The organism is Aeoliella straminimaris (assembly GCF_024054565.1).
Taxonomy (GTDB): Bacteria; Planctomycetota; Planctomycetia; order Pirellulales; family Lacipirellulaceae; genus Aeoliella; species Aeoliella straminimaris.
This window is the reverse complement of the sequence record NZ_JAMXLR010000036.1, coordinates 561852-585226: the sequence shown is the minus strand read 5'-3', so window position 1 is coordinate 585226 and position 23375 is coordinate 561852. Positions and strand designations below refer to the sequence as shown.

Here is a 23375-nt window from a genome sequence, read left to right as displayed (position 1 = left end):
CTACTGACGAAATGTATCCACCTCACTGTTCTGGCCGCGACACCATCGACTGCGTGCCTGCAGCTTTCATGTATTCGGCAATGCCCTCCAGCACTGCTGGGTCACTGGTCTCGCCCCACTGTTCGGGTCGGTGCTCGCCCTCCCAGCGGATCAGTTGGACCAAGGCTTCCAGTTCTTCTGGCGTTCCAGCGAATGGCGGCATGAACGGTTTGGTGTGTTGCAATTGGGCGATGTTCAGCCGTAGTTGGTCGACGCTCCACGTACCCGCCAGATGCACCAGTCCGTTGGCGCCGTCGATCGTGTGGCAGATACCGCACTGCATGCGAAACACCTTGGCGCCGAGCCCTAGTTGATCGCTGGGATATTGCTCGGGGGCGACCAAAGGATAGGGATCGTTCGTCACGGAGCCCACTTCACGGAAGTGTGCCACCTCGTCTTCGGTGATGCTGTTGGAGTACAACGTGTGCCGCACCGTGTACGGCTTGCGGACTCCCTCGCGAACGAACTCGCCACCGGCCGTGGCCCCGAAAGCCAGCGCACACAGCAGCGCCGCGGTCGCGCCGTTCACAAACAAGCGGGGTTTGACCAGCATCGCAAAAGCGTAGGCGCCGATCAACAGCGAAGATGCCGCACCCAGGGCAAAGAACAGCGTCATGGCAATGCTACCCCCCATCACCCAGCCGCGACTATCTTCCGGCAGCACCGCCAAAAACCAGCCGCCGATAATCGGCATCAGCGCCATCGGCGCGAGGAACCAGAACACCCGGCGGACCAGCGTGAGCTTCTCCTCCTGGTCGAAGCTGGGTGCCAGGTTCACCACCACGGCCGCCACCAATGCGGCGATCGCCATGCTGGCGAGTGTGCGGTAGATGAGCGAAGGCCAGAACGTCGCGTTAAAAAAGCCGCTCCATACACTGCCATCGTCCAACCAGCCGCCTGGGGTCAGTTGCCAGGACAGGATGCCGTTGATCCAGAACAAACTCATCCAGGCAGCAATCGCGTACAGCACTAAGAGCGCTAGCCGCGTACGGCCGTCCAGCACCTTGGCATAGCGGTAGAAAGCGTACCCACTGGCCACTTCCAGGCAGAAGAACGTCCACTCCGTGGCCCACAGCCAGTGGAACTCGTCGACCATCATGCCGATGGTCCGTGGGCTGACCTGGATGGTCGTGAACCACATGGCCACACCGGTGAGTGCCCCGGTGACGAAACTAACCAGCACCAGCCAGCGGAAATAGCCGTCGACAAAACGCCTGGCGAGCGTGTCGCCGTAGCGATTGTCGCGCCACTGAAAATAGCAGAGCAGCATGCCACCACCGATGGCAAACTGTGCCAGAAACACGTGAAAGATCCCCAGCCCTCCGATCACCATCCCCTTCATCACAGGGCCGAATTCGTTAATCGGGTAGTAAGGAAACACGTGTCGCCGGGAGGTGCGTGGAAGATGTCACTTAGACTCTGCACGCCCGTGGGCGTGCAGAACTTTTGAACGCTTAATCCTACCACGAATGTCCGCAACGTGAATGCGTCAAAACGTCGCACGCAAAAAAGCAGCCTGCGGACGTTCCGCAGGCTGCTACGAGTTTCGCGAAGTTATCGAGGGCCGCCGCTATCGACGGCGACAAGCTACTGCGGCAAAAGTGAGCGTCAGTCCAAGAAGCAGCACCGTGCTGGGCTCGGGTACGGCGCCAACGGTTTGCGTGGCGAGAGTAAACAGGCCCGATGTTCCAGGAATCTCCTGCGCCACTTCACCACCGAACGTGAGCATATCGCCCTCTGAGGTCGTAGTGAACTTCATGGCGGGTGCCGGGCCCATCTCGGTGATCCACTCAGACCCTGCCGGCAGGAAAATAGCATCTACGCTGCCGGTCGCCAGTTGGGAAGACGTTGACTGATAGACCTGAATTCCCTCGACAACCGCATTGCCAGAATAGGGATCAATCCCGGGAAACGCATCTCCAGAAATGTCGTCGGGATCGAATGGATTCAACCGCATGACACTGGAAGGAATCAAAGTTCCCTCAGGCACTTCGTAGCTGAAACCGACGGCCATGCTTGTTCCCACACCACGATCGGGCACATCGGTGGGCGGATCGAAGAAACCAGCCGCATCCGGAACGAAGTAGACGGTCCAGTTGATGAACTCACCGTCGAAAATGCCGACGGCCGTGGCGTGGGGGCCAGTTCCTGCATCAAAGCTCTGAACAACGGGGGCCGGCACGGTAGCGTCAGGCACCTCAGTACCAAAATTGGCCCGCCATACATCCAACGTTTCGATGTCGCCCTTCGCGGCCAGCCATCCGTTGTAGTCGGAAAGACCGAGATTGCCATCAGCGTTGTAGTCGGCATCGGCTAGAGTTGCCGACAAGGCCGCGCCAGACGCCGCGGCCCACATTGCCATGGCCAGCAGCCATAGCATCCCACAAACATTCTTCCTACTCATTAGAACTTACCTCACGGAATAAAGACGCGTAGCGCAAAGCTACGACTGCCCCTATTGGTGCAAACCCATTTGACAAGGAGGGTCAACTGGCCCGGGCTGCACAACATGTATGGCTAGAACTTAACGCCTGGCAACAGTCGTGGTCAAGAAACAACTGTAGCTATCCGTGGAATTTAATCGTCTGCGAAAACACTCCACCGTCCATTGAAGACATGACGGTGCAGCAACTGCCGAAATCTAATTCAACTTGGCGTCCACGATACTGCAAGCTTGAACCACGTTCAGTCCCAACTCGCGGGCTCGGGCCACTACTTCGGGGGCGTCGCTTCCTGGGTTGAGCCACAGTTCGTCGCAGCCCTTCTCGGCAATCTCGTCCAGCACGGTCAGCCCGACGGCTGGCGGCAGGTAGACGCTAATGCGATTGAGGTGCTCGACCGGCACTTCGGCGAGCGACGTGTAGACCGTGAGCCCCTCAATTTCGCCCCCCTTGGGATTGACGGGATAGACGTCGTACCCCGCGGCGTGGTGCGCTTGCAGTGACATGTGGCCATACTTCGAAGCGTCGGCACTAGCGCCAACGATGGCAACGGTCGGCTTGGACATGACGGAAAACCTCTGGATGAATTGTAGCTGGACTCGCTAAACATCAGATTCGCGACATTCGAAGTCTTGCGACTCCGGGTAAGTAGTCAACTACCCGATCGCTTGCGTCAGATCATCACGAAGGTCTTCAAAATCTTCCAGGCCGACACTCAAGCGGATCATACCGTCGGTAATGCCGTGCTTCGCCCGGTCCGCGGCGTCGTAGCTGGCGTGCGACATACTCGCCGGCTGTTCGATCAACGACTCCACCGCACCGAGGCTCACCGCCAGGTGGAACAGCTTGGTCGACTCGACCACTCGCTTGGTGTCGTCGAACGAGCCGTCCAGGTCGAACGACATCATTGCCCCAAAGCCACCCTCCATCTGCTTGGCGGCCAGGTCATGCCCCGGGTGCGTGGGCAAGCCCGGATAGCGAACGCACGCCACGCGAGGGTGGGTGTCGAGCCACTCGGCCAGCAGCAGGGCGGTCTTCGACTGCTCGCGTACGCGCAGTTCCAACGTCTTGAGACCCCGCGAGCAGAGGTACGACTCCAGCGGCGACATGATCGCGCCGGTGGCGTTGGCAACGAAGTACAACTCGTCGTACAACTCCTTGGTGTTTGCCACCAGCACGCCACCCATGATGTCGCTATGGCCACCGATATACTTGGTGGCAGAGTGCATCACGATATCCGCGCCTAGCTCGATCGGTCGGGTGAGCACAGGCGTGGCAAACGTGTTGTCGACACCTAACAGCGCGCCGGCGTCGTGGGCGATCTTCGCACAAGCGGCGATGTCGGTAATCGTCATCCGCGGATTGCCGGGCGACTCGATCCATACGAGCTTCGTGTTCGGCTGAATCGCCTTGGCAAATGCTACCGAGTCGGTGGAGTCGGCCAGCGAGGTCTCGATGCCCGCGCGGTTGGACACTTTGTGCAGCAATCGATAGGTGCCGCCGTAGATGTCGCTGCCGCACAGGACATGGTCGCCCGACTTGAGCATCGCCATCACACAAGTGGTGGCCGCCATGCCCGTAGCGAAGGCCATGGCTCCGGCGCCCCCCTCGAGTTCGGAGATGGTGTGCTCGAAGCACGACCGCGTGGGATTGCCGCTCCGCGAGTAGTCAAAGTCTCGCCACTTGCCGGCCTCGTGCTGCATGAAAGTGCTCGCCAGATAGATGGGCGGCACCACAGCACCAGTCTGCGGACAGGGTTCGTTACCAACGTGAATAGCGCGTGTTCGAAATTTCATCCGGCCAGTATGGACAGCCACCTCCACAAAGTCGAGGGTCGAAACGCACCTCGATTGAGGATCATGCCACGACCAAGTCGTGCACGTTCCCTTCGAAGGTTCGTCTCGCCAGTTTTCCTACCTGCTTCGGCTTGAAAGCGAAGAGCCGTCGCCCGCGACAGCGCAGTTCGTGTTCAATGTTGGCCCGCATATCATCAGCAAGTTTAGCAAGTTGCTCAACATCATGACCGCCACCAAACAGTTCGGGTTCGGAATTTAACTTGCCGGCCAATATGGCCAGGTCATGGTGGTCGCCCAGCGCACTGCTAACTTGCTTCACTTCGCGACGATACGGTTTGACCATGGCCGGCCATAGCTCCTCCAGAAGCCGGGCATGGTACCAATGGTATTTGGCTCGCTTACGCCACTGGTGAAACCGATCGGGGGTCGGGTCGTCGTAGGCGGCGGCCATCGCATTGGTAGCTCGGCCGTAGGTCTTGGCGACGCCTTTCTGAATCGACTTGCCGGGCGACTTTTCGAGCGACCAGTCTTCCACCCGCTGCTGGGTATCGACCATCTTTGCATGGAACGCGCACAGCCTCTCGCCCATTTCGTCGGTATTGACGATGTTCTGCTTCTCGATGGTCAGCGCTCGCCGAATGTGGGCAAAGTCGCTCCGTTCGACCTCATCTTCGTAGTGGTCCATTACCATGTCGTAGGTCTCGGCCATCGCCTCCCAATCGCGTGCTTCGGAAAGCGGCCGGGCAGCGTCGCGGAACGCGCGATTCTCGCCTTTGTAGAAATCAATGCCCGGCCGCACCAGCCGCAACAACCCGCGCAGCTTCTTGCAATGCTTGCGAACTTGGTGGATCGCATGGTTTCGATCCTCGGCTGCGTTGTTCACTTCGACCATCGCCCGCTCGATTTGTTCGTTGGCAATTCGCTTGATCGCGGGTCCGAGCGGTTCGCCCGGTTCAATGCAGTAACCCATCGTGCGCTCCGTGGTAACAGTTAGAAGCCCGTTACTGTGCATCGACGCAAGTTACATACCGCGGCGACGTTCGCCATGCCTCGCAGAGAAAAGCCCTTCACGGGATTGCCCGGGCGGATCGAGCGCGATCAGACTGGTCGTCGTACTGACAACCGGGGCGATTGGAATCACCACCCCACGACGCCGCACGCCTCTTGAGCTCGCTTCAAGACGGCACTGGCTTTACCCCGCGCCTTCTCGGCGCCGGCAGCCAGGATCTCGCGAACCAATTCGGGCTTGGCGGCGAACTCCGCGCGGCGCTCTCGTACTTCGCCCCAGTACTCCTGGGCCGCGTTGGCCAGGGCTTTCTTGACCTCGCCGTAACCGAAACCACCTTTGCGGTAGGTCTCGCTCATCTCGGCCACCTGTTCTTCGGTGGCAACCAGCTTGTAGAGGTCCATCAGCACGTCGCCTTCGGGATCTTTGGGATCTTCCATTGGGCGGCTGTCGGTCTGGATTCGCATGATCTGCTTACGCTGCTTCTTCTCCTCTTCGAACACGGCCAGCGTGTTGTTGTAGCTCTTGCTCATCTTCTCGCCATCGAGGCCCGGCACTTTGGCGCTCTGGTCGAGCACCTTGCCCTTGGGCATGACGAACGTCTCGCCGAAGTGATGATTGAACGAGCCGGCAATGTCGCGGCACACCTCGATGTGCTGCAGCTGATCCTCGCCCACCGGCACGATGTCGGCGTCGTACGCCAGGATGTCAGCCGCCTGCAGCACGGGGTAGGTGAACAGCCCTGCGTCGGCCTTCATCCCCTTGGCAATCTTGTCCTTATAGCTGACGCACCGCTCCAATAGCCCCATTGGCGTGCCGGTCAACAACAACCAACAAAGCTGGCTCACCTCCGGCACATCGCTCTGCACAAACAACACGGCCTTCTCGGGATCGAGCCCCAGGGCCAACAGGTCCGTCGCCCCGTCGAGCGTATACTGCTGCAAGAGCGCCTTGTCCCGCACGGTGTTCAGCGCGTGCAGGTTGGCAATGAAGTAATATGACTCGGTCGCCACGTCCTGCAGCTCGATGTACTGCTGAATGGCGCCGAAGTAATTACCCCAGTGAAACGGGCCAGTGGGTTGGATGCCGGAGAGTACGCGCATGGTTGTGGGAGGGGTGAGGATTCAGTGGTCGGGGGTCAGGGTGTGGATGGGCCACTGGGAGTCTACGGCCACGGTGGTGGAACCTTGCCTTCGAGGGCTTCGTCCAGGGAGCGTTTGAACTCGGCGGTGTCCAGCACCTTGGACGCCTTGTCCGCTAACTCGCTCGCTTCCTGCTTACGGTCATTGAGTACCAGCAGGGCCACGGTGGATGTCACTTCGTACGTGAAGCTCTTTCGCGCGAACTCTGCCAGGTTATCACCAAAATCAGGTTCGGCAGCCAGGCGAACGGTTTCCTCATAGTTGCGTTTGAACCCGGCAAAGTCCGTTTCCGGGTCCAGGAACTCGCCGCAAAGCTCGTATTCCTTCTTCGCCATAAGATCGTTCTTGGCAATGCTGAACAACTTCCGGGCCTTGGGACGACTCTTTTTGACTAGTACCTTGAACACATCGACGGTAATGGCAGATTGGCCCAGCACTTCGTTGATGCTCTGCAGGTCGCTAAACGCATTGAAAGGATCGCCCTGCGTCAGTGCATCAGCCTTCGCCTGATCGCGAGTTTCCAGCAGCTTCTGCTTGGCCGGAGGGTAGACCTTGGCGAGTTCGCTCCAGGCCTCCAACGCATACGAAAGCCGCACTCCATAGTAGCTTTCATCCACTTCCAAGGCGTGCTCGTGAAACCACACGTGCTTGGCAAGCGCATCCGCATAGCGCCCCGCACCAGCGTCGCGTCTCGCTTGGTGAAAAATCTGAAACGGGTCTGGCGAGGCAGGCGGAGTCCAAGTCGACTCTTGTTCGGCAACCTTCTTTGCTTTCGGCGATTCGACCTGCGTCTTTGGCTCCTTCGCTTCGGCAGCCGATTCTTGGCCCACCGCCATAGCCGGGAATGTCGTAGCGAACGTCAGCAATAATGGCAGGAACGTGTATCGCATGGTTTATGAGGAATCGTATTGCTAGTTGAGGTTGAGAACGACTGACAGCGAGTTCAACTCGCTCGCCATTCGGGAGTCGTTACTTCTTCTCCGTGTTCAGCGTACCAACCACCTCCGTCACCGAACCCGCACTTAGCTCTTCCAGAGCTCCCGGCAGCGCATCCAGCACTTCCATAGACGCCCGGGGGTGGTAAAAGTTCACGGTACCGAGTTGCACGGCGGTGGCGCCGGCCACCAGGAACTCCATCACGTCGTTGATGTTGGCGATGCCACCGATGCCAATGATGGGGGTGTCTGTCACTTGCCGGGCCTGGTAGACGCAGCGCAGGGCGATTGGCTTGATGGCCGGGCCGCTGAGGCCGCCCATCACGTTGCCGAGCATTGGGCGGCGGTTCCGCCAGTCGACCGCCATGCCCAGGCAGGTGTTGATCATCGACAGGGCGTCCGCTCCGCCCGCCGAGGCAGCCCGCGCCATATCGGCGATGCGCGTGACGTTGGGGGTGAGCTTTGCCAGGATCGGCACTTCGGTTGCCTCGCGGCAGCGGCGCACCAGGTCCTCGCACATTGCTGGATCGGTGCCGAAGTCCACCCCACCAGACACGTTGGGGCAAGATATGTTCAGTTCCACGGCCGCCACGCCCGTGACGCCGTCGAGCTGCTGAGCGAGCTCCACAAACTCATCCGCGCTGCGGCCAGCCACGCTCACGACGATCGGCACGCCGAGCGACGCCAGGTAGGGCATCAGCTTCTCGAGGAACGAATCGATGCCGTCGTTGTCCAGCCCGATGGAATTCAGCATCCCCGCGGGCGTTTCGATGGTTCGCCAGGGGGCGTTGCCGGGCCGGGGCTGCTTGGTGATGGTCTTCGGCAGGATGCCACCCAGCCGGCCAAGATCTACCAGACCCTGCATCTCGCGGGCGTACCCAAACGTGCCGGAGGCCACCATGACTGGGTTGGGTAGCCGCAGTCGGCCGAGCGATACGGACAGGTCCACGAGCGCAGTAGTCCTCAGCAGTGATTCGCGTTTAGTTGGTCAAACCGGCAATGTACCGCGCGCCTCGCAGCAACGCGAGCGGCCCAGTTGCCGGGATGGAGCCAAGCTATGCTAAATCACGCCGCCGTGCGTCACGAACGGCTTCAAATGGCTAGGCTGGTCGAGAAACCAGATGCGTTCCCATTCGTCCAGAATCGCGTTGAGGTCTTCGGAGGTGAAGATTAACTCGCGGGCGCGACGGGCCGGATCGCCGGAGTACAGCGGAATCAAGCAACCGACGTTCGATGTGAGGACACAGGCCAATAGACCTGTCATTAACCACTTACGCATGGGACTGGTACTCCTCCTTGAGTAACCACCGGCTCAGTGGGCGGGCGCCCTCGAAGCTCGGGGAGACGTGACTGCTACTCTGGTGCCGCCGAAACGGCTAGTTGATAAGTGCGGTGTCAAACGAATCTTTTCGGATGGCGAATTCGGTTGAAACCTTTGAATTTCGCGAAAACTCACCTTCGCCGTCCGAAAAGCTCGGCTTGGCAAAGAAAATTCATGGGTGATAAGTGTTTTGTGGCCAACGAGTTGCGCAGGTGATGAGTTTTGTCGCCGGCCGTTCTTCATTCCATTGAAGAATTCTGCAGCTGACTACTCTACTATTCGTAACTCGTTTGTTCGCTTGGTGTTGGCGTGGGTGGAGGTGGTGCGGGGGCCGTATGGCCCAGCGAACCATTCATCTCTGCTGCTTTTGCTTCCGCTTCCGCCCGCTCGCGGGCTTCGCGTTCCTCGTTGGCACGCCGTTCCAACTCGCGTACCCGTGCTTCCATCTCCTTGCCAGGCTTAAAGGTTACGACGAATTTCTCCGGAACCGATACCTTCTCGCCAGTGCGGGGATTTCGAGCCTTGCGGGCCGCTCGCTTCTTTACCTCGAAGACACCGAAATTGCGTAGCTCGATCCGATGGTCCTCGACCAGCGTCTCGACTATCGCATCGAATGTCTTCTGGACGATCTCTTTGGTCTTGAGCTGGGTGAGCCCAATCTCCTCGGAGATGGTCTTTACAATCTCTTTTTTGGTCACGACAGAATTTCCTCGTCCGAAGAGCTGTTGGGGCCCCAAAAATGGCCCTGTTGACGACGTGCTGTCTTGCTCCAAGTGTAATTGTAGCAAGCACTAGAGTCAAGATTGACACTTCGCAGTCGCCCGTCCTGGTACGGTATTCTGCCATGCTCTGTTCGGTGATTTCAATGCCAGCGGCAGGCCGAACAAAATGCACTTAAACCCAAATTGTCAAACAACTTACGAGTCCACCGAGGTGACGCCTACCGCACCGTTTCGGCGAAAATCGCTGCAAATCTTTATTTAACAAAGACTTGCGAGCATTCTCGCCTCACCGGTCCTATCGCTATCAGCGCGGTCCAATGGCGACTCACAACCATTCATCGACCGCTCGACCGGCAGACTTCATCCAATCGGCAAAGTTTCTCAGATCCGCAAGTTCGGACGCCCGCCGTGGTAAACCAGTGCCACCGGTCCCCGGGTGGCGAACACCCCAGCATGCTGAGCTGGCCTGCTAGCTTCCTCAGACTCGGATCTTGGCTCGCTCGGCCTCGATGTGATCGATGTCGTACAGCTTGCCCTTGCCCGCGCCGGGGCACTCGTCGCAGGTGGCTTGCCAGGCCTCGGGGCTGCGGATGTTTGAGTCCCAGAACGGCCACGTACGGCACTGGCGGGGTCGGGCGGCGTAAACCTCGCACTTGCGGGTTTTCCCATCGAAGAACACGCAGTCGCCGTTGGAGAACTCCACCAGGCTCTTGCGGACGCCCACGTTGCGGACGTACTTCTTCTCGAAGTCGGGCACGTCCATATCCAGCTCGGCGGCAATCAGCTCGATGTCCGCCTTGTTCACCCACACGTAGCCTGGGGCGCCCGTGCAGCAGTCCCCACAGCCGGTGCATTTAAACCGGAGTCCATCGGCGTACCAGGGAGTGGGTGGCTTCTTGGTGGGCATACTGGGTCGTCCGTGAAGTGGGTGAAGGGAGTCGGCCTAAATGACCAATGTCGAATGACCAATCGTCCGCTTGCGGAATTGGTCATTGGTCATTCGTCACTACCCCCCAATCTGGTACATGGCCCGGCGGGGACGGAGGAATGTCTGGTCGTCGATGCCGTGGCCCGGTTTCTTGGCGGCCACGCAGTCGCGGACCAATTGCTCGATTGCCGCGTCGTCGGCCCCCGATCGCAACAGCGAGCGGGCGTCGGACTCGGTCGTGCTGAACAGGCAATTGCGGACCTGACCTTCGGCGGTCAAGCGTAGCCGATCGCAGGCTCCACAAAAAGGCTCGCTTACCGGATTGATGAATCCCACAGTCCCACTGCCATCGGCAAACACGTAGTCCATCGCTGGCTGACTGGTATCGGTTCGCTCGGCCGGCTCCAGCGGTCCCAACTCCCGCTCAAGCATTCCGCGGATCGCCTCGCCGGTGAGCACCCGATCGTGCTGCCAGGCTCCATCCGCATCCAGCGGCATGAACTCGATGAACCGCATCACCAGGCCGCGAGATCGAGCAAATTCCACCAGCGGCACCACTTCGTCCTCCGTCTCGCCGCGAATGGCCAGGGCGTTCAGCCGAATCGACTCGAACCCGGCTTGCTGCGCCGCGTCGATGCCGGTGAGCACCTGCTGGAGCCCCTGCCGACGCGTCATCCGCTCGAACTTCGCGGCGTCCAACGTATCGAGGCTGATGTTCAACCGATCGAGCCCCGCCCGCTTCAGCGGTTCCGCCTGTTCGCCCAGCAACATGCCATTGGTCGTCAGCGCGAGGTCCGCGAGGCCGTCGATCTCGCGAAGCATCGCCATCAGCTTCGGCAGCTCCGCCCGCACCAGGGGTTCGCCGCCGGTGAGGCGAATCCGCGTCACCCCCAGCGGCACCACCACGCGCACCAACCGCGTAATCTCTTCGAACGAGAGTATCTCGCTCCGCGGCAAAAACCGGACGCCCTCGGCCGGCATGCAATAGAAGCAGCGAATGTTGCACCGATCGGTCACGCTCAGCCGCAAGCTGGTATGCGTGCGTCCGAACGAGTCGACGAGCGGTGGTCGAGTTGGATTAGAGCTGGTCAAAACAATTGAGCCGACGGCGCTAGCCGCGGGTGAGTGAGTAGGTGGTTGGATTAAGTCATCCTGAGGGAGCCTGGGCGACTGAAGGATCTACGAAATGCGGAAGTGGGAATTCGGAATGCGGAATAGTCGTCGCGGAAGAGCATTCCGCATTCCGAAATCTGCATTCCGCATTGGGCACAAGGTTTCTCAGCCGGCGAGCCTCTTTCAAAGTGACATTCTACCCACCGCTTACTGCCCACCGCCCACCACTCCCGGATGCACCCATTCGGTTTCGCCGTCCTGGTAGTGTTCCTGCTTCCAAATCGGGACGTCCTGCTTCAAGGTATCGATCAACCATTCGGCCGCTTCAAAGCTTGCCCGTCGATGGGCGCTGCTCACCACCACCGCGACGCTTGCCTCGGCGATGGGGACCACGCCCAGCCGATGCACCAGCAGGCACTCGACCAGCGGCCACCGGTTGCGTGCCGCCGCTTCAAGTTCGGCGAGATTCGCCTCGGCCATCTGCTCATAGGCCTCGTACGCGAGGCGTTCGGTATGCTTGTCGCCAGTCACGGCCCGCGTGATGCCCACGAACGCCACCACCGCCCCGGCCGCCGGCTGGCTGGCTTGCGTGAGGAGCGGCTCAAGTTCTATCGGTTCGTGAGTGAGCAAGATCACTGGACTAGGAATCTGGAGTTTGTAGGCATGTATTAGGATCTGGTAATTGCGCGCCGTCAATGTTTTGTCGCAGGGCGGCGGAAATACGATTCACTGCGACTTTACTCTTCGAGTTTTGTCGCAGCCGATTGGGCAATCATCCTTGATTGATAGTTGAAACCATCTGGGGGGTGCGACAAAACTCAACCGGTTGTTGCGCTCGGTTCACCGCAGGTGCGGCAAAACTCTTTTTTGGGCGACCAGGTGCGGCGATTTGGCGGCGAAACGGTCATGGCTCAGCCCTTCGCACCGGAACGAACTGGCCGTCAGCGACGCCTGCAGTTCGCCAGTCACCACACCGGGGGAGTCGTTTGGTGGAAGGACCAAAGCCAGGATTTTACCGCACCACGCATTGTCGCAAACAGTGTGTAAAATTCCTACAAGCAATGTGGCGGGCAGAAAATTGCTCGAACTGAGCTGCCCCGCAATGAGCTGGCATCGGCGCGATCGTTCGCTGGCCTAATCTTGTCGTCGGGGCAGTTGGGCAGGTGCTCGTTACGGCGTAGGTCTGTTGAAGGTCGGCTGCCCCACTGCAGCTTGAGGAGCCCCCAGCCAACTGAACGACCTGTGCAGCCAAAATGCCACTAGAGAGCGAATGCCCGAGGATTTGCCTGATGGGACTAGAGAACGAGACAGTTTGCCCGTTGTCTGCTAGGCTGGTGACAACCCAATGGAGGACCGCCTGCATGATAACCCATCTTCCGAGACTTCTCGCCTTGGCAGTTGTGCTGCTGGGAGCCACCGCCGCAATCAGCGCTCAGCAGAATCCGCATGGTCGCTTGCCGGTGACCTCTTTTGCGGAACCTTACCTGTTTCTCATCCGCGATCCGGTTGTCCACGAAGAATTGGAGCTTACCGAACAACAACGGCAAGAGCTCGGCGAGTTGAACGACCAGTTGGATGTCCAGCTATGGTCCATGCGCAACAATTCTGCTCAGCATATCGAAACCACCATCCAGCAAGCGACGGCGACGGCCCAGACACGTTTGTCATCCATCCTGCAGGACGACCAACAACGTCGGCTGTCGCAGATCGTGCTGCGGACCCTCGGCACCAAAGCCTTCCTGCATGACGAACTGCCCGAGAAGCTGGAACTCTCCGAAAAGCAGCGACAGGAGATCCGCAAAACGGTTACAGAAACGCAGGAAGCTGTCGACGAACTGATTAAGCAACGTCAGGCGGAAGACTCGGACAAATCGCTGGACAAGAAGTATCGAACTCTGAAGACCGACGAACAGAGACAGATACTCGCGACGCTGACAAGCAGCCAACGAGATGAGTGGGTAAGCCTGCTGGGCGAGCAGATCGATGTTTCGAAGCTGGGAGGCGTGAAGTTCAAGGTGCCCGAGCTTCATGGCAGCCAGAGTGGCTGGATCAACTCCCAGCCGTTGACAATGCAGCAGTTGAAAGGCAAAGTCGTGGCGCTGCACTTCTACGCTTTTAACTGCATCAACTGCAAACGCAACTTGCCTTGGTACAAGGGCTGGCACGAGTCCTTCGCGGACCAGGGCCTGGTCGTTATCGGCGTGCATACCCCGGAAACGTCAGCCGAGCACGACGTTGAAAGCGTCCACCGCAACGCCCGGGACTCCGGACTGAAGTTTCCGATCCTGATAGACAACGACAAACAGAACTGGGGGGCCTGGGGCAACTCGATCTGGCCCAGCGTCTACCTGATCGACAAACAAGGCTACGTCCGTTATTGGTGGTACGGCGAACTGAACTGGCAGGGCGCCGAAGGCGAACAGCTACTGCGAAAACGGATTGAGGAGTTGCTAAGCGAAGAGTAGCCAGCCTGCGCTCACGCGATCCAGCGGCCACCAACAGGGAAGCGATCTATGTCCATTGGATAGAATTGCGGCGTGGTCCTTTCGGGTCGCCCCAGTTGATCGTTTCCACTAGAATCCCCGCAGGAACCGAGCTTCAATCATCGGGCTCTCATCCATTGAACTGTAGGGGACTTGAATGCGAACCGTACTGGCAGCCGGCCTGCTTCTGTTTTTCGTTGGCGTGGTTCAAGCCCAGCCACCGGCGTCTGAAATGAGTTCCCAGTTGGTGGTGCTAAGTGATCAAGACTCCCACGTGACGATAGCTGGCTTTGGCCGCATCGATTCACCGCAGCGGTGGACTCGCGTGTGGCTCGAACACCTGGGACTCGATCCCAGGTACGACACACCCAACCGCGCAGCGATGGAGGTCGACTTCGAACGTTGTATGGTGGTGGCCATATTCGGCGGGACGACTGCCAACACCGCAGGCTACAAAGTCGCCTCCGTGATTGAAACCACGGATAGCGTCGTGGTGCGGTTCGAAGCAAATACTTCCCAGTCAGCGGGCCCCGATGGAGGTGCGGAGCGAACGACACCGTACGCATTTGTGGTACTGCCGAAGACCAACAAGCCGATCGTGATGCAACAAGGAGTGAGGCAATACATTGGCGAACCACCGACCTGGAAGCACGTGGCGGAACTTCCGCCCGTCACAAAAACGTTGGAACGAGAGGAAGTGAGTTTGTCCCATCCAGAGCGAGTCGAGATCCCCGCGGATATTCCGTTCCTGATTGTTCGCAACGCCAGGGAAAAAGATGGCACGGTTTACAAGCAGCGTTTGTTTGCCTCTATCTCTTACCAAACCGCGCACCACGAAGCTTGGCAAGACTGCCTGCAATGGGTCGCTTCCCCCTACCATAAGATGGAGGACTTTCGCTTAGCAGCACCTCAAACCAATAACCAATACTTGCTCCGCGGACTGAAGGATGGCGCCGCCCGCTGCATCTCGAACATTCAGGCACTTCGCAAAGCCGGCGTACCGGACGAGACCATCCGAAAGAGGGCCCAACGCGCGCTGGTAGAAGTTGACGTCTCCCCCGTCTCTGACTCAACGGCCAAGGGAATTCCGCTGGATCCCGTTCCGCCTCCGACGAACTGATAGGCGGGATAGCAAGTGTCGGCATCTGCAGATCCTGCCCTCTACCCCCCGCTCACCGGCGGAATCAGCGCCAGCTCCGCCTTTGCATCCACCAGCGAATCATCACTCACAAACTCTCCCCCTGCGGCCAGTCGGCTGACTGCTGCAATCGGCGCGAGCGATGGATGCTGCTCGGCGAGCGCCGTTTTTAGATCCGCGTAACTTGCCCCCTCGGGTAGTTCGATCGTCACACTGGTATCGCCAGCAGTTTGTCGGGCGGCGGCGAACAAGAGGAGTTGGAGGGTCATGGAACCTGGTCGTTCTTCGCGGACCGCGTGGCCGTCCGGTTACTCGTCGCTGGGAACCTGAGGTTCGGCAGCAACGACTGTTGTCTTGGCGCTAAGCGATTCTGGCAAGTCGATCAGCCCATAGGCGGCGGCCAGCAGTTTGATCGGGTGCAGCGTCGGTTTGTGGGTGCCGCCATCGATTTGCATCGCACAAGTGCTGCATTCGGTGGTGGCGACGTGGTACGGGCCGTCGCGGACCTCGGAGATCAGCGGCAGGCCAATACGCAAGCTGTTGCGATAGTTCTTGCGTTTCAGTCCCCAAGTGCCCGCCATGCCGCTGCAGCCTTTTTCGATTTGATGCACCGTGAGCCCCGGCACCAGTCGCAGCAGGTTGGCCGACGGAGTGCCGACCTCCAGCGCCCGCAAGTGACACGGCACGTGGTAGGCGACTTCGTAGTCCTGGTACTCGAAGTCGAGCGCCAGGCCCCCGCGTTGATGTAGTTGCCACAAGTAATGACTGGCGTCCTGCGTGTTGTCGGCCAGCAACCGGACGTCTTCGTCTTCGGCCAATAGCGCCGGGTACTCCCGCACCACGGCCAGGACGGCCGTCGGCTCGGTACAGATCACCTTGTAGCCCAGCCGCACCGCTTCGACCAGCGAAGCCACGTTGCGATGTGCCACCCGCCGAGCGTGCGATAGCGATCCCGAACCAATCAGCGGCATGCCCGACTGGTGCTGGCTGGGAGGAATGTAGACGTCGACGTTGTTGTGCTCGAGCACCTTCAAGAGCGCGTCGACCAGTTCCGTATCGAAGTGATTGGCGAACGTATCGATGAACAGCGCCACGCGATTCTCGGCGTCGCTGTCGGGCTGCGTGCGCTGCTCGCGGGAGAGCGATTTCATGAACGATCGCGGGGCGAGCTTCGGCAGTTTGCGTGCCTGGCTGATGCCGAGCAGCTTCTCCATAATCCACCGCGCCTGCGGGTTGCCAAACAACCAGTTGGACAACCGCGGCAGCCGCCCGGCCACGCGGATCATCAGGTCGATGCGGGCCATCAGCCAGTCGTACACGTCGAGGCCATTGCTGGCGACGTACTGCCCCTTGGCCTCGACCATCAGCCGCGGAATGTCGACGTTCGCTGGGCATTCGATGCGGCACATGTGGCAGTGCACGCACAGGTCGGCCACTTCCTTCAGCGCGTCCTGCAGTGGCGTGTCGGGCGGCAACTGGCCGGTGAGCACGGCCCGCATCAAGTTGGCTTTGGCACGGGGCGAAGCTTCCTCGCGCGGAGCAAAACGATTCACCGGGCACATCCGCGTGCCCGGCGCGCGGGTGCGGCAGGCAGCGCAGCCATTACAACTGCGGGCGGCGTGGGCCATCTGGTCGACGTCCCAGGCCAGTTGCAATTCGACCAACTGCCCTGCCCCGCCGGTCTTGGCCGGAGGGGGCGAATCGCCCGACGTTTTGGCGGGGGCACGGTCCACGTCGGGCAACACTTGCCGCAGATGATGAATCATCCGAGCGCCCGACTCGGGCACTACCTTGCCGGGATTCAGAACGCCATCGGGATCGAAGATGCGCTTCAGCTCGCGAAACACGTTGACCAGCGGTCCGTACTGCCCGGCCACGAACGGCGTGCGGCTCAGCCCGTCGCCATGCTCGCCACTGATCGAACCGCCCAGCAACCACACCTTTTCGTACAGCTCGCTGGCCAGGCGTTCCATGCGGCGTTTTTCGTTGGGATTGGCCAGGTCCAGAAACGGCCGCACATGCAATTGCCCATGCCCCGCATGGCCAAACAGGCTGGCGGTAACTTGTTCGCGTTTGAGCACGTCCTGCAAGTGACGCAGAAACACCGGCAGCGCACCGACCGGCACGGCCATGTCCTCCACAAACGGCACCGCCCGCCGCACCCCCTGCAGTCGGTGCAGCGTAGGCACGAAACGTTGGGCAAGCTCCCAGAACAGGGCGTTGTCCGTTTCGTCGGTGGCAATATGCGCGCTGGCAGCCAGGCGGGTGACATTGGTCACCAGGTCGACGGTGGCCTCGAGCTTCTGCTCGACTTCCTCACGCGTGGCGCCAAAATGCTCGACCAGGAGCACTGCCTCGGCAGCGCCTGGAATCAACAACTCATAGCGAACATCGAGCTCGCGGGCCAGGCTCAAGTGGCGACGGTCCATCAGGTCGCAGGCCGCGGGTTTCAGCGTGAGCACCTCTTGCACGGCACGGGCCGCGCGGTCAAGGCTCTCGAAAATCAGCATTGCGCAGCCTGTCTCGGTGGGCAGGTCCTGCGTCTCGACCACCAGTTCGGTTGCCAGGGCAAGTGTCCCTTCGCTGCCCACCAGCAACCGCGCCAGGTCGAGCTCACCATCCTCCAAGACGTCGCTCAGGTGGTAGCCGGACGAATTGACGTGGCTGTGGATGTTCGTCGCCCGAATGGTGCCACGGTTGCGATCGATGAGCCCCGCTACCGACCACACGAGTTCCCGCAGACGTTCGTCGGGCGAGGGCGTATCGGAAATAACCGGTGCGGTCGTGGGCACCGGATGGCGGCCCACGTCGAGCACGGTTCCGTCGGCCAGCACCACCCGCATCTGGCGAATGTGGTCGCGGGGCGTGCCATATCGCAAGAAGTGGCTGCCGGTGGCGTTCACCGCGGCCACGCCCCCCATGGTAGTGACGGCCGACCTGGCAGGATCGGGCCCGAACACCCGTCCATGCGTCGCCAGCAACCGGTTGAGTTCGCCATGCACGACGCCCGCCTGCACGCGGACCGTATCGGGTCGCAACTGCAAGACGCGTCGCATATTGCGCGAGAAGTCGATCACCAGCCCCCGGCCCAGGGCCCCACCCGCCAGCCCGCTACCCGCCCCGCGGGCGTGTATCGGCAAACCATGGTCGCTCGCATAGCGTGCGGTGGCCACGACGTCGTCGGTGCTGCTGGGTCGCACGACGCCGATAGGACAGATTTCGTACGAACTGGCGTCCGTCGCGTACTGCTGCACGGTAACGTCGTCGCAATGCACCTGGCCGGTCACCAGCCCGCGAAGGTCTTCTTCGATGCGTTGCCGTTCGGGATCCATGCAGAGAGGATTCAGGGTTCAGGGGTCAGGGAGTTGCTCAGATCGCAGTCTCTGGCTGATCACCCACCGTAAATCAGGTTCATCACTTCGCTGCGACTGGAATGGTTCGAGCGAAACAAACCTTTCATGGCCGAAGTAACGCACAGGCTGCCCGGCTTGCGGACACCGCGGATGGTCATGCAGGAGTGGGTGGCTTCAATCACCACGGCCACGCCCTTCACGTCGAGTTCTTCGATCAACAGGTTGGCGATGGTCTCGGTCATGCGTTCCTGCACCTGCGGTCGTTTGCTAACCACCTCCACGACCCGGGCCAGCTTGCTGAGCCCCACGACCCGGCCGTTCGGCACGTAGCCAATATGGGCCTTGCCGCTGAAGGGCAGCATGTGGTGTTCGCACATGCTGTTGAAGCTGATATCGCGGACCAGCACCAGCTCGTCGTACTTCTCGGTGAAGAACTTTTGCAGGTGCGCGCGGGGATCGTCATGCAGGCCACTGAACAGTTCGGCGTACATCCGCGCAACACGGGCTGGTGTTTCGAGCAGGCCCTCGCGATCGGGATCCTCGCCGACGGCCGCCAGGATCTCGCGGACCGCCTTCTCGATCCGAGGCAAGTCGACCTCGGAGGGCACGTGCACGTTGGTGCTGGTGGCCTCGCCATCGAGCGAACCGGTTTCGCTGGGAGTTTGCACAGTACATTCCTTGGTTCAAGTCGTCTCGGGGCTGTTCCGCCAACGGCCCTCCAACAAAGATTATGGTTGCAACCAGTCTGGAGCGAAAGTCGGCTTCGAATGCAGCCGCTATCAGCAAATAAGACACTTGGTGCGGTGTGAAGGTCTATTTCGCGAAGGGTGTGCAGACTCGAACGCCACGTGCGCTCCCGTGCAGCGGCCCCTCGGCGACAGCGGACGCCAACGCGATCAGTTCGCGCTGAACGGCGGCGGGAAGCCCGTAGAGTACCCTGTGGAGAGCATGGTGTGCTGCGGCTTGGTGACATCGACACCTAGAAAATCCAGCAGCAATCGAGCCCGCTTGGCCACGCACGGCTGCGACAATAATTGCAGCTTCTGTTTGCAGCCCAGTGGCAAGGCGTACGCCACCAGGTCGGTGAGCGTCGCCAGCGGCAGGTCGTTCTCCAACAGCGGTCGCAGCGAACAGGGCGCGTCGCCGGTAGCCATTCGCTGTGCGAATACTTCCACGATCCGCTGGTGCAGCATTTCACCTTCGTCACTGGTGCAGCATACCGGAACATCAGCCACCAGGTCGGCCTTGGCCTGGCGAAAGCTTCGCAGGGGAGCCATTTCCTCCACCAGCTTCAACCGTCCGACGCCCATCATCAGCAGGTTGTAACAGCCGTCGGGCAGCTTGTTGTGCAGCACCATCTTGCCCAGGCAGGCCCACGGCTCGAGCGGCGGACGGCCAGCGTAATCGGGCTCCCAACCAGGCTGAAGCACAGGCATCGCGATTAACCGGTCGCCCACCAGGGCGTCGGCCATCATTTCGCGATAGCGCTCCTCAAACACGTGCAGCGGCTGCACCACGTGTGGGAACATTACCAGGTTGGGAATCGGGAACATTCGAACCGTGCCCGAAAACTCTCCTGGATCGAACTCGGCGTGATCGAAATCGGAGGGAGACATCCTGAGTACTCTACAGTTCGCTAAAGCGGTATCAAGTGCTGTGAGGGGCAGTCCTATGCCTATGCTTAATAATAGACGCCTGCAGCGAATTGAATAGGTTTGTGCGAAAAAAGCCGAATAAAAAGCGCATTTGCGTATAAAAAAACCCGGCCACAGGCACGGACCTGCGGCCGGGTGAAGCGATTATACGGACTGCTCAGCGGCGGCCGGATACGGCAATCACGATTCGCAGGATGTACCAGAACAACAGCGCGACAGACGAAAACAACGCCAGCGCGGCGGCCACATGTTGCGTCGTGCGGTAATGGTGCAGGACGTTCGAGGTGTCGTACAGGATGTAACCCGAGGCGAGCACTACGAGCGCGGCCGAAAACCACATGCCCGACGTCAGGCCTTGAAAGATGAAGCTGGCCAGGATCAGTCCAAAAGCAACCGCCGTGGCGATGGCGAGGATCGGAGCCAGGAAGGAGAAATCAACCCGAGTCAGGAAGACGGCCGCCGTCAGCGCGCCGAATACCAAAAACGTGATCAGTCCGGCCACCGCGATGGGACTATAGGTCTGCGTGCCAATGGGCGTGACATAGTGATTCGCGATCCACAACAGGGGTGCGAGCATCACCGACCAGCCTAGCACACCTACGGCCAGGCCAGCATATTGCTTGCCCACCGACGTCGTCGAGTCGGCCCACGACCGAGCAACCCAGCCCGATACGATAAAGCCGCCGAACATCAACAGGTACCAAACCGGACTAAGCAGCTTGGGCATCAAGTCATTCATCGCGGCGCCGAAGATGCTGAAGTAAATAAACTCCAGCACCACCAGGGCGTAGACGGCCAATGCCAGGTGAATGTAGGTGCGCTTGATGAATGCCAGACGATCGGCAGCCGGCGCATCGGCCGCTATGTGCCCAAACGAGGCGTAAGGATTCTGGGCTTGAAAGTCACCTTGGCTCATGGCAACGAGGCTCCGCGGGGGGATTCGTAGGAAAGGGGGGGCGGAGCGCAGCGGCTCGCCGTATTTTGCTAGTAAAAGGTATGCTCGACATTATGCCGCGTCAAGGAGAATTGGCGGCTGAGATCGTGTGCCTCTGCCGAAATTAGCGGTTATTTCGGAGCCTTCTGCCACCCCAGCCCAGGAATCCCCCAACGCCTCGAGCGGCAGCGGGAGGGCAGGTAACTCTCCGCCCGCCACCACCCACTGCCCGCGGTGGCGTCGTTGCGTACAATCGGCCTCATGGCCAAGAAAAAGACTGCGAAGAAGACGCCTCCCAGGAAAAAGACCCCGGCTAAGAAGAAGGCCGCAACCGCCGCTGCGCTGCCGCCCGAGGAGCGCAAGAAGCAAGCGGCCAAGGTAGTCCGCCGCCTGGAGGCCGACTATCCCGACGCCGAATGCGCGCTGGTGCACGACACGGCCTATCAGTTGCTGATTGCCACGATCCTGTCGGCCCAGTGTACCGACGAGCGGGTGAACATCGTCACCAAGGAACTGTTCGCCGAGTTACCGACACCGGCCGAAATCGCCGCGGCGCCGATCAAGAAGCTGGAAAAGCTCGTCCAAAGTACCGGCTTCTTCCGCAACAAGGCGAAGAACATCAAAGCCTGCAGCCAAGCGTTGGTCGACGACTACGGCGGAGAGGTTCCACAGGATCTCGACGCCTTGGTGAACCTGCCGGGCATTGGTCGGAAGACGGCCAACGTCGTTCTCGGTACGGCGTTTGGTATTCCTACCGGTGTGGTGGTCGATACGCATGTCGGCCGCTTGTCACGGCGACTCGGCCTGACCGACAACACCGACGCAGTGAAGGTCGAAAACGACCTGATGCAAATCCTGCCGAAAAAGAAATGGATTGAGTTCTCGCACCGCATGATCCACCACGGCCGCGCCATCTGCAACGCCCGCAAACCAAAGTGCGAGGAGTGCTCGATGCGGAAGTTCTGCCCACAGGTAGGGGTGTGAGGGCGAGGGGAGCAACTTAGCTTGACCCGGCAGGAGTTGTAGCCGAGAATTAAAGCATGAGTGACCGAATCTCTATCGATCCTGCCATTTGCCATGGAAAGCCCGTTATCAGCGGAACCAGGGTACTCGTATCCACAGTGTTAGGGGCATTGGGTGGCGGCGACTCAATCGAGACGGTGCTGGCCGATTATCCTACTATCACGCGAGAGGACATTGCGGCGGCGCTCCTCTTTGCCAGCGAACTAAGTGACTACCAGCAGACCGACTATACTACGGCGAAATGAAGTTCTTACTTGACGAGAACTTTCCAAAGGCGGCTGTGTCATTTCTCGAAGGGCTCGGGCACACTGCTTTTGAGGCGCGTGTTCTGCTGCCACGGGGAGCCGACGACTCCGCTCTCATTCGCGAGGCTCAGGATCGCGAAGCCGTGCTGCTGTCTACCGATCGCGATTTCTACCATGCTTTGAGTCTGAGCTTCCCTGCTCACCATGGTGTGGTTGTCATTGCTCTAAAGCAGCCCAACCGTCAGGGCATTCTGCAGCGTCTGCGATGGTTATTGGAATCGGTGGCCCCCGAAGAATTGGCAAACCGTGCCTTTCAACTGCGCGATTCCACTTGGATTGCTCGACCCCCGCTCGCAGATTCAGAGGCAACTGTCGAAAAGGAGTAATTCGACAACGCCCAGTTCGCCGATTTCGCCCCTGTTTTCCGACGGGTTGAAAACGTCGGCCGCCTGCGTTGTAATTGCGTTTTCGGTTTGGGCACCGTACACGGGCAATGGAGCGGCACCGTAATGATTCTCTCCGGGCAACAGATCCGCGAGCGGTTGGGCAATGACATCATCATTGATCCCTTCGACGAAGCGAACCTCAACCCTAACAGCTACAATCTGTCGCTGCACAACGAGTTGATGGTGTACGAAGAACTGGTGCTCGACATGGCGAAGGCCAATCGGGTGCGGCGGATCGAAATCCCCGCAGAAGGGCTCACGCTCAGTCCCAACCAGCTCTACCTGGGCCGCACCATCGAGAAAACCACCACGCACAATCTGGTGCCGCAGATCGAAGGGCGTTCGAGCATCGGCCGACTTGGCCTGTTCGTGCACGTCACGGCCGGATTTGGCGACGTTGGCTTTTCGGGCTTCTGGACACTCGAGATGTTCGCCGTGCAGCCGATTCGCATCTACCCGGGCGTACCGATCTGCCAGATCTTCTACCACGAACTCACCGGCGAGGTGACCGAGTACGCCAGCAAGTACCAACACAACCGCGACATCCAACCGAGCCTGCTGCACGAAGAGTTCGCCGGCGGCAAAACGCCCGACCCGCAGCTGCCCCTGGAGTTCGGCAACGGCACCAAGCGGTGAACAGGTTCACCGAGCCGGG

Annotated in this window: 24 protein-coding genes; 6 read left to right on the top strand and 18 right to left on the bottom strand. The window is 60.0% G+C overall.

Annotated elements, in window-relative coordinates; genetic code table 11:
• Window positions 1-22: 22 nt before the first annotated feature.
• From NG895_RS11755 to NG895_RS11695, 13 genes are all read right to left on the bottom strand, one after another.
• Window positions 23-1420 (bottom strand): c-type cytochrome, encoded by a 1398-nt coding sequence (locus tag NG895_RS11755; RefSeq protein WP_252852692.1) that lies wholly within the window; start codon window positions 1418-1420, stop codon window positions 23-25.
• A 189-nt stretch (window positions 1421-1609) separates the two neighbouring features.
• Window positions 1610-2443: a PEP-CTERM sorting domain-containing protein gene (locus NG895_RS11750; RefSeq protein ID WP_252852691.1), complete on the bottom strand. Its 834-nt coding sequence runs from the start codon at window positions 2441-2443 to the stop codon at window positions 1610-1612.
• A 237-nt stretch (window positions 2444-2680) separates the two neighbouring features.
• A complete protein-coding gene (locus NG895_RS11745) occupies window positions 2681-3046 on the bottom strand; it encodes a CoA-binding protein (RefSeq protein WP_252852690.1) in 366 nt (121 codons plus the stop codon).
• Between the two features lie 90 nt (window positions 3047-3136).
• Entirely contained in the window at window positions 3137-4276 is a 1140-nt protein-coding gene (locus NG895_RS11740) for a trans-sulfuration enzyme family protein (protein WP_252852689.1), read from the bottom strand.
• A gap of 61 nt (window positions 4277-4337) precedes the next feature.
• Window positions 4338-5246, bottom strand: a complete 909-nt coding sequence (locus NG895_RS11735; protein ID WP_252852688.1) for a CHAD domain-containing protein — start codon at window positions 5244-5246, stop codon at window positions 4338-4340.
• A gap of 167 nt (window positions 5247-5413) precedes the next feature.
• A complete protein-coding gene (gene trpS / locus NG895_RS11730) occupies window positions 5414-6385 on the bottom strand; it encodes a tryptophan--tRNA ligase (RefSeq protein ID WP_252852687.1) in 972 nt (323 codons plus the stop codon).
• A 62-nt stretch (window positions 6386-6447) separates the two neighbouring features.
• Entirely contained in the window at window positions 6448-7314 is an 867-nt protein-coding gene (locus tag NG895_RS11725) for a hypothetical protein (RefSeq protein ID WP_252852686.1), read from the bottom strand.
• A 79-nt stretch (window positions 7315-7393) separates the two neighbouring features.
• Window positions 7394-8308: a dihydroorotate dehydrogenase gene (locus NG895_RS11720; protein ID WP_341871450.1), complete on the bottom strand. Its 915-nt coding sequence runs from the start codon at window positions 8306-8308 to the stop codon at window positions 7394-7396.
• A 111-nt stretch (window positions 8309-8419) separates the two neighbouring features.
• On the bottom strand, window positions 8420-8638 hold the full coding sequence (locus tag NG895_RS11715) for a hypothetical protein (protein ID WP_252852685.1): 219 nt from the start codon (window positions 8636-8638) through the stop codon (window positions 8420-8422).
• A 317-nt stretch (window positions 8639-8955) separates the two neighbouring features.
• Window positions 8956-9378, bottom strand: coding sequence for an HU family DNA-binding protein (locus NG895_RS11710; RefSeq protein WP_252852684.1), 423 nt, complete (start codon window positions 9376-9378; stop codon window positions 8956-8958).
• A gap of 502 nt (window positions 9379-9880) precedes the next feature.
• Window positions 9881-10309, bottom strand: coding sequence for a YkgJ family cysteine cluster protein (locus NG895_RS11705; protein ID WP_252852683.1), 429 nt, complete (start codon window positions 10307-10309; stop codon window positions 9881-9883).
• 99 nt (window positions 10310-10408) lie between these two features.
• Complete coding sequence (moaA, locus tag NG895_RS11700) at window positions 10409-11422, bottom strand: GTP 3',8-cyclase MoaA (protein ID WP_252852682.1); 1014 nt, start codon at window positions 11420-11422, stop codon at window positions 10409-10411.
• 228 nt (window positions 11423-11650) lie between these two features.
• The gene (locus NG895_RS11695; protein WP_252852681.1) at window positions 11651-12079 is read right to left on the bottom strand and encodes a molybdenum cofactor biosynthesis protein MoaE; all 429 of its coding nucleotides are present in this window, start codon (window positions 12077-12079) and stop codon (window positions 11651-11653) included.
• Between the two features lie 725 nt (window positions 12080-12804).
• Between NG895_RS11695 and NG895_RS11690 the strand changes: the two genes are divergently transcribed.
• Window positions 12805-13908, top strand: a complete 1104-nt coding sequence (locus NG895_RS11690; RefSeq protein ID WP_252852680.1) for a redoxin domain-containing protein — start codon at window positions 12805-12807, stop codon at window positions 13906-13908.
• Window positions 13909-14083: 175 nt separating this feature from the next.
• Window positions 14084-15046 carry a hypothetical protein gene (locus tag NG895_RS11685; RefSeq protein WP_252852679.1) on the top strand — a complete coding sequence of 321 codons (963 nt, stop codon included), beginning with the start codon at window positions 14084-14086 and terminating at the stop codon, window positions 15044-15046.
• Between the two features lie 41 nt (window positions 15047-15087).
• Here NG895_RS11685 and NG895_RS11680 read toward each other — a convergent pair whose 3' ends face one another.
• The 5 genes from NG895_RS11680 to NG895_RS11660 form a co-directional block, all read right to left on the bottom strand.
• Window positions 15088-15333 (bottom strand): MoaD/ThiS family protein, encoded by a 246-nt coding sequence (locus NG895_RS11680; RefSeq protein ID WP_252852678.1) that lies wholly within the window; start codon window positions 15331-15333, stop codon window positions 15088-15090.
• Window positions 15334-15372: 39 nt separating this feature from the next.
• The gene (locus NG895_RS11675) at window positions 15373-18396 is read right to left on the bottom strand and encodes an anaerobic glycerol-3-phosphate dehydrogenase subunit C (protein WP_252852677.1); all 3024 of its coding nucleotides are present in this window, start codon (window positions 18394-18396) and stop codon (window positions 15373-15375) included.
• A gap of 59 nt (window positions 18397-18455) precedes the next feature.
• On the bottom strand, window positions 18456-19025 hold the full coding sequence (folE, locus tag NG895_RS11670; protein ID WP_425267223.1) for a GTP cyclohydrolase I FolE: 570 nt from the start codon (window positions 19023-19025) through the stop codon (window positions 18456-18458).
• Between the two features lie 288 nt (window positions 19026-19313).
• A complete protein-coding gene (locus NG895_RS11665; RefSeq protein ID WP_252852675.1) occupies window positions 19314-20033 on the bottom strand; it encodes an LON peptidase substrate-binding domain-containing protein in 720 nt (239 codons plus the stop codon).
• A 196-nt stretch (window positions 20034-20229) separates the two neighbouring features.
• Window positions 20230-20988: a Bax inhibitor-1/YccA family protein gene (locus NG895_RS11660; RefSeq protein WP_252852674.1), complete on the bottom strand. Its 759-nt coding sequence runs from the start codon at window positions 20986-20988 to the stop codon at window positions 20230-20232.
• A 279-nt stretch (window positions 20989-21267) separates the two neighbouring features.
• On the opposite strand from NG895_RS11660, the gene nth reads away from it, so the two are divergent.
• From nth to dcd, 4 genes are all read left to right on the top strand, one after another.
• Window positions 21268-21990, top strand: coding sequence for an endonuclease III (gene nth / locus NG895_RS11655; RefSeq protein ID WP_252852673.1), 723 nt, complete (start codon window positions 21268-21270; stop codon window positions 21988-21990).
• A 56-nt stretch (window positions 21991-22046) separates the two neighbouring features.
• Window positions 22047-22274 (top strand): DUF433 domain-containing protein, encoded by a 228-nt coding sequence (locus NG895_RS11650; protein WP_252852672.1) that lies wholly within the window; start codon window positions 22047-22049, stop codon window positions 22272-22274.
• Window positions 22271-22660 carry a DUF5615 family PIN-like protein gene (locus NG895_RS11645; protein WP_252852671.1) on the top strand — a complete coding sequence of 130 codons (390 nt, stop codon included), beginning with the start codon at window positions 22271-22273 and terminating at the stop codon, window positions 22658-22660. The genes NG895_RS11650 and NG895_RS11645 overlap by 4 nt, the downstream gene beginning before the upstream one ends.
• 123 nt (window positions 22661-22783) lie before the next feature.
• Window positions 22784-23356, top strand: a complete 573-nt coding sequence (dcd, locus tag NG895_RS11640) for a dCTP deaminase (RefSeq protein ID WP_252852670.1) — start codon at window positions 22784-22786, stop codon at window positions 23354-23356.
• The last annotated feature ends 19 nt before the right edge of the window (window positions 23357-23375 follow it).

Coding starts and splice junctions, on each gene's coding strand:
- NG895_RS11750 (WP_252852691.1), bottom strand. CDS start 2,443: ATGAGTAGGAAGAATGTTTGTGGGATGCTATGGCTGCTGGCCATGGCA.
- NG895_RS11745 (WP_252852690.1), bottom strand. CDS start 3,046: ATGTCCAAGCCGACCGTTGCCATCGTTGGCGCTAGTGCCGACGCTTCG.
- NG895_RS11740 (WP_252852689.1), bottom strand. CDS start 4,276: ATGAAATTTCGAACACGCGCTATTCACGTTGGTAACGAACCCTGTCCG.
- NG895_RS11735 (WP_252852688.1), bottom strand. CDS start 5,246: ATGGGTTACTGCATTGAACCGGGCGAACCGCTCGGACCCGCGATCAAG.
- trpS (WP_252852687.1), bottom strand. CDS start 6,385: ATGCGCGTACTCTCCGGCATCCAACCCACTGGCCCGTTTCACTGGGGT.
- NG895_RS11725 (WP_252852686.1), bottom strand. CDS start 7,314: ATGCGATACACGTTCCTGCCATTATTGCTGACGTTCGCTACGACATTC.
- NG895_RS11715 (WP_252852685.1), bottom strand. CDS start 8,638: ATGCGTAAGTGGTTAATGACAGGTCTATTGGCCTGTGTCCTCACATCG.
- NG895_RS11705 (WP_252852683.1), bottom strand. CDS start 10,309: ATGCCCACCAAGAAGCCACCCACTCCCTGGTACGCCGATGGACTCCGG.
- NG895_RS11690 (WP_252852680.1), top strand. CDS start 12,805: ATGATAACCCATCTTCCGAGACTTCTCGCCTTGGCAGTTGTGCTGCTG.
- NG895_RS11685 (WP_252852679.1), top strand. CDS start 14,084: ATGCGAACCGTACTGGCAGCCGGCCTGCTTCTGTTTTTCGTTGGCGTG.
- NG895_RS11680 (WP_252852678.1), bottom strand. CDS start 15,333: ATGACCCTCCAACTCCTCTTGTTCGCCGCCGCCCGACAAACTGCTGGC.
- NG895_RS11675 (WP_252852677.1), bottom strand. CDS start 18,396: ATGGATCCCGAACGGCAACGCATCGAAGAAGACCTTCGCGGGCTGGTG.
- NG895_RS11665 (WP_252852675.1), bottom strand. CDS start 20,033: ATGTCTCCCTCCGATTTCGATCACGCCGAGTTCGATCCAGGAGAGTTT.
- NG895_RS11660 (WP_252852674.1), bottom strand. CDS start 20,988: ATGAGCCAAGGTGACTTTCAAGCCCAGAATCCTTACGCCTCGTTTGGG.
- nth (WP_252852673.1), top strand. CDS start 21,268: ATGGCCAAGAAAAAGACTGCGAAGAAGACGCCTCCCAGGAAAAAGACC.
- NG895_RS11650 (WP_252852672.1), top strand. CDS start 22,047: ATGAGTGACCGAATCTCTATCGATCCTGCCATTTGCCATGGAAAGCCC.
- NG895_RS11645 (WP_252852671.1), top strand. CDS start 22,271: ATGAAGTTCTTACTTGACGAGAACTTTCCAAAGGCGGCTGTGTCATTT.
- dcd (WP_252852670.1), top strand. CDS start 22,784: ATGATTCTCTCCGGGCAACAGATCCGCGAGCGGTTGGGCAATGACATC.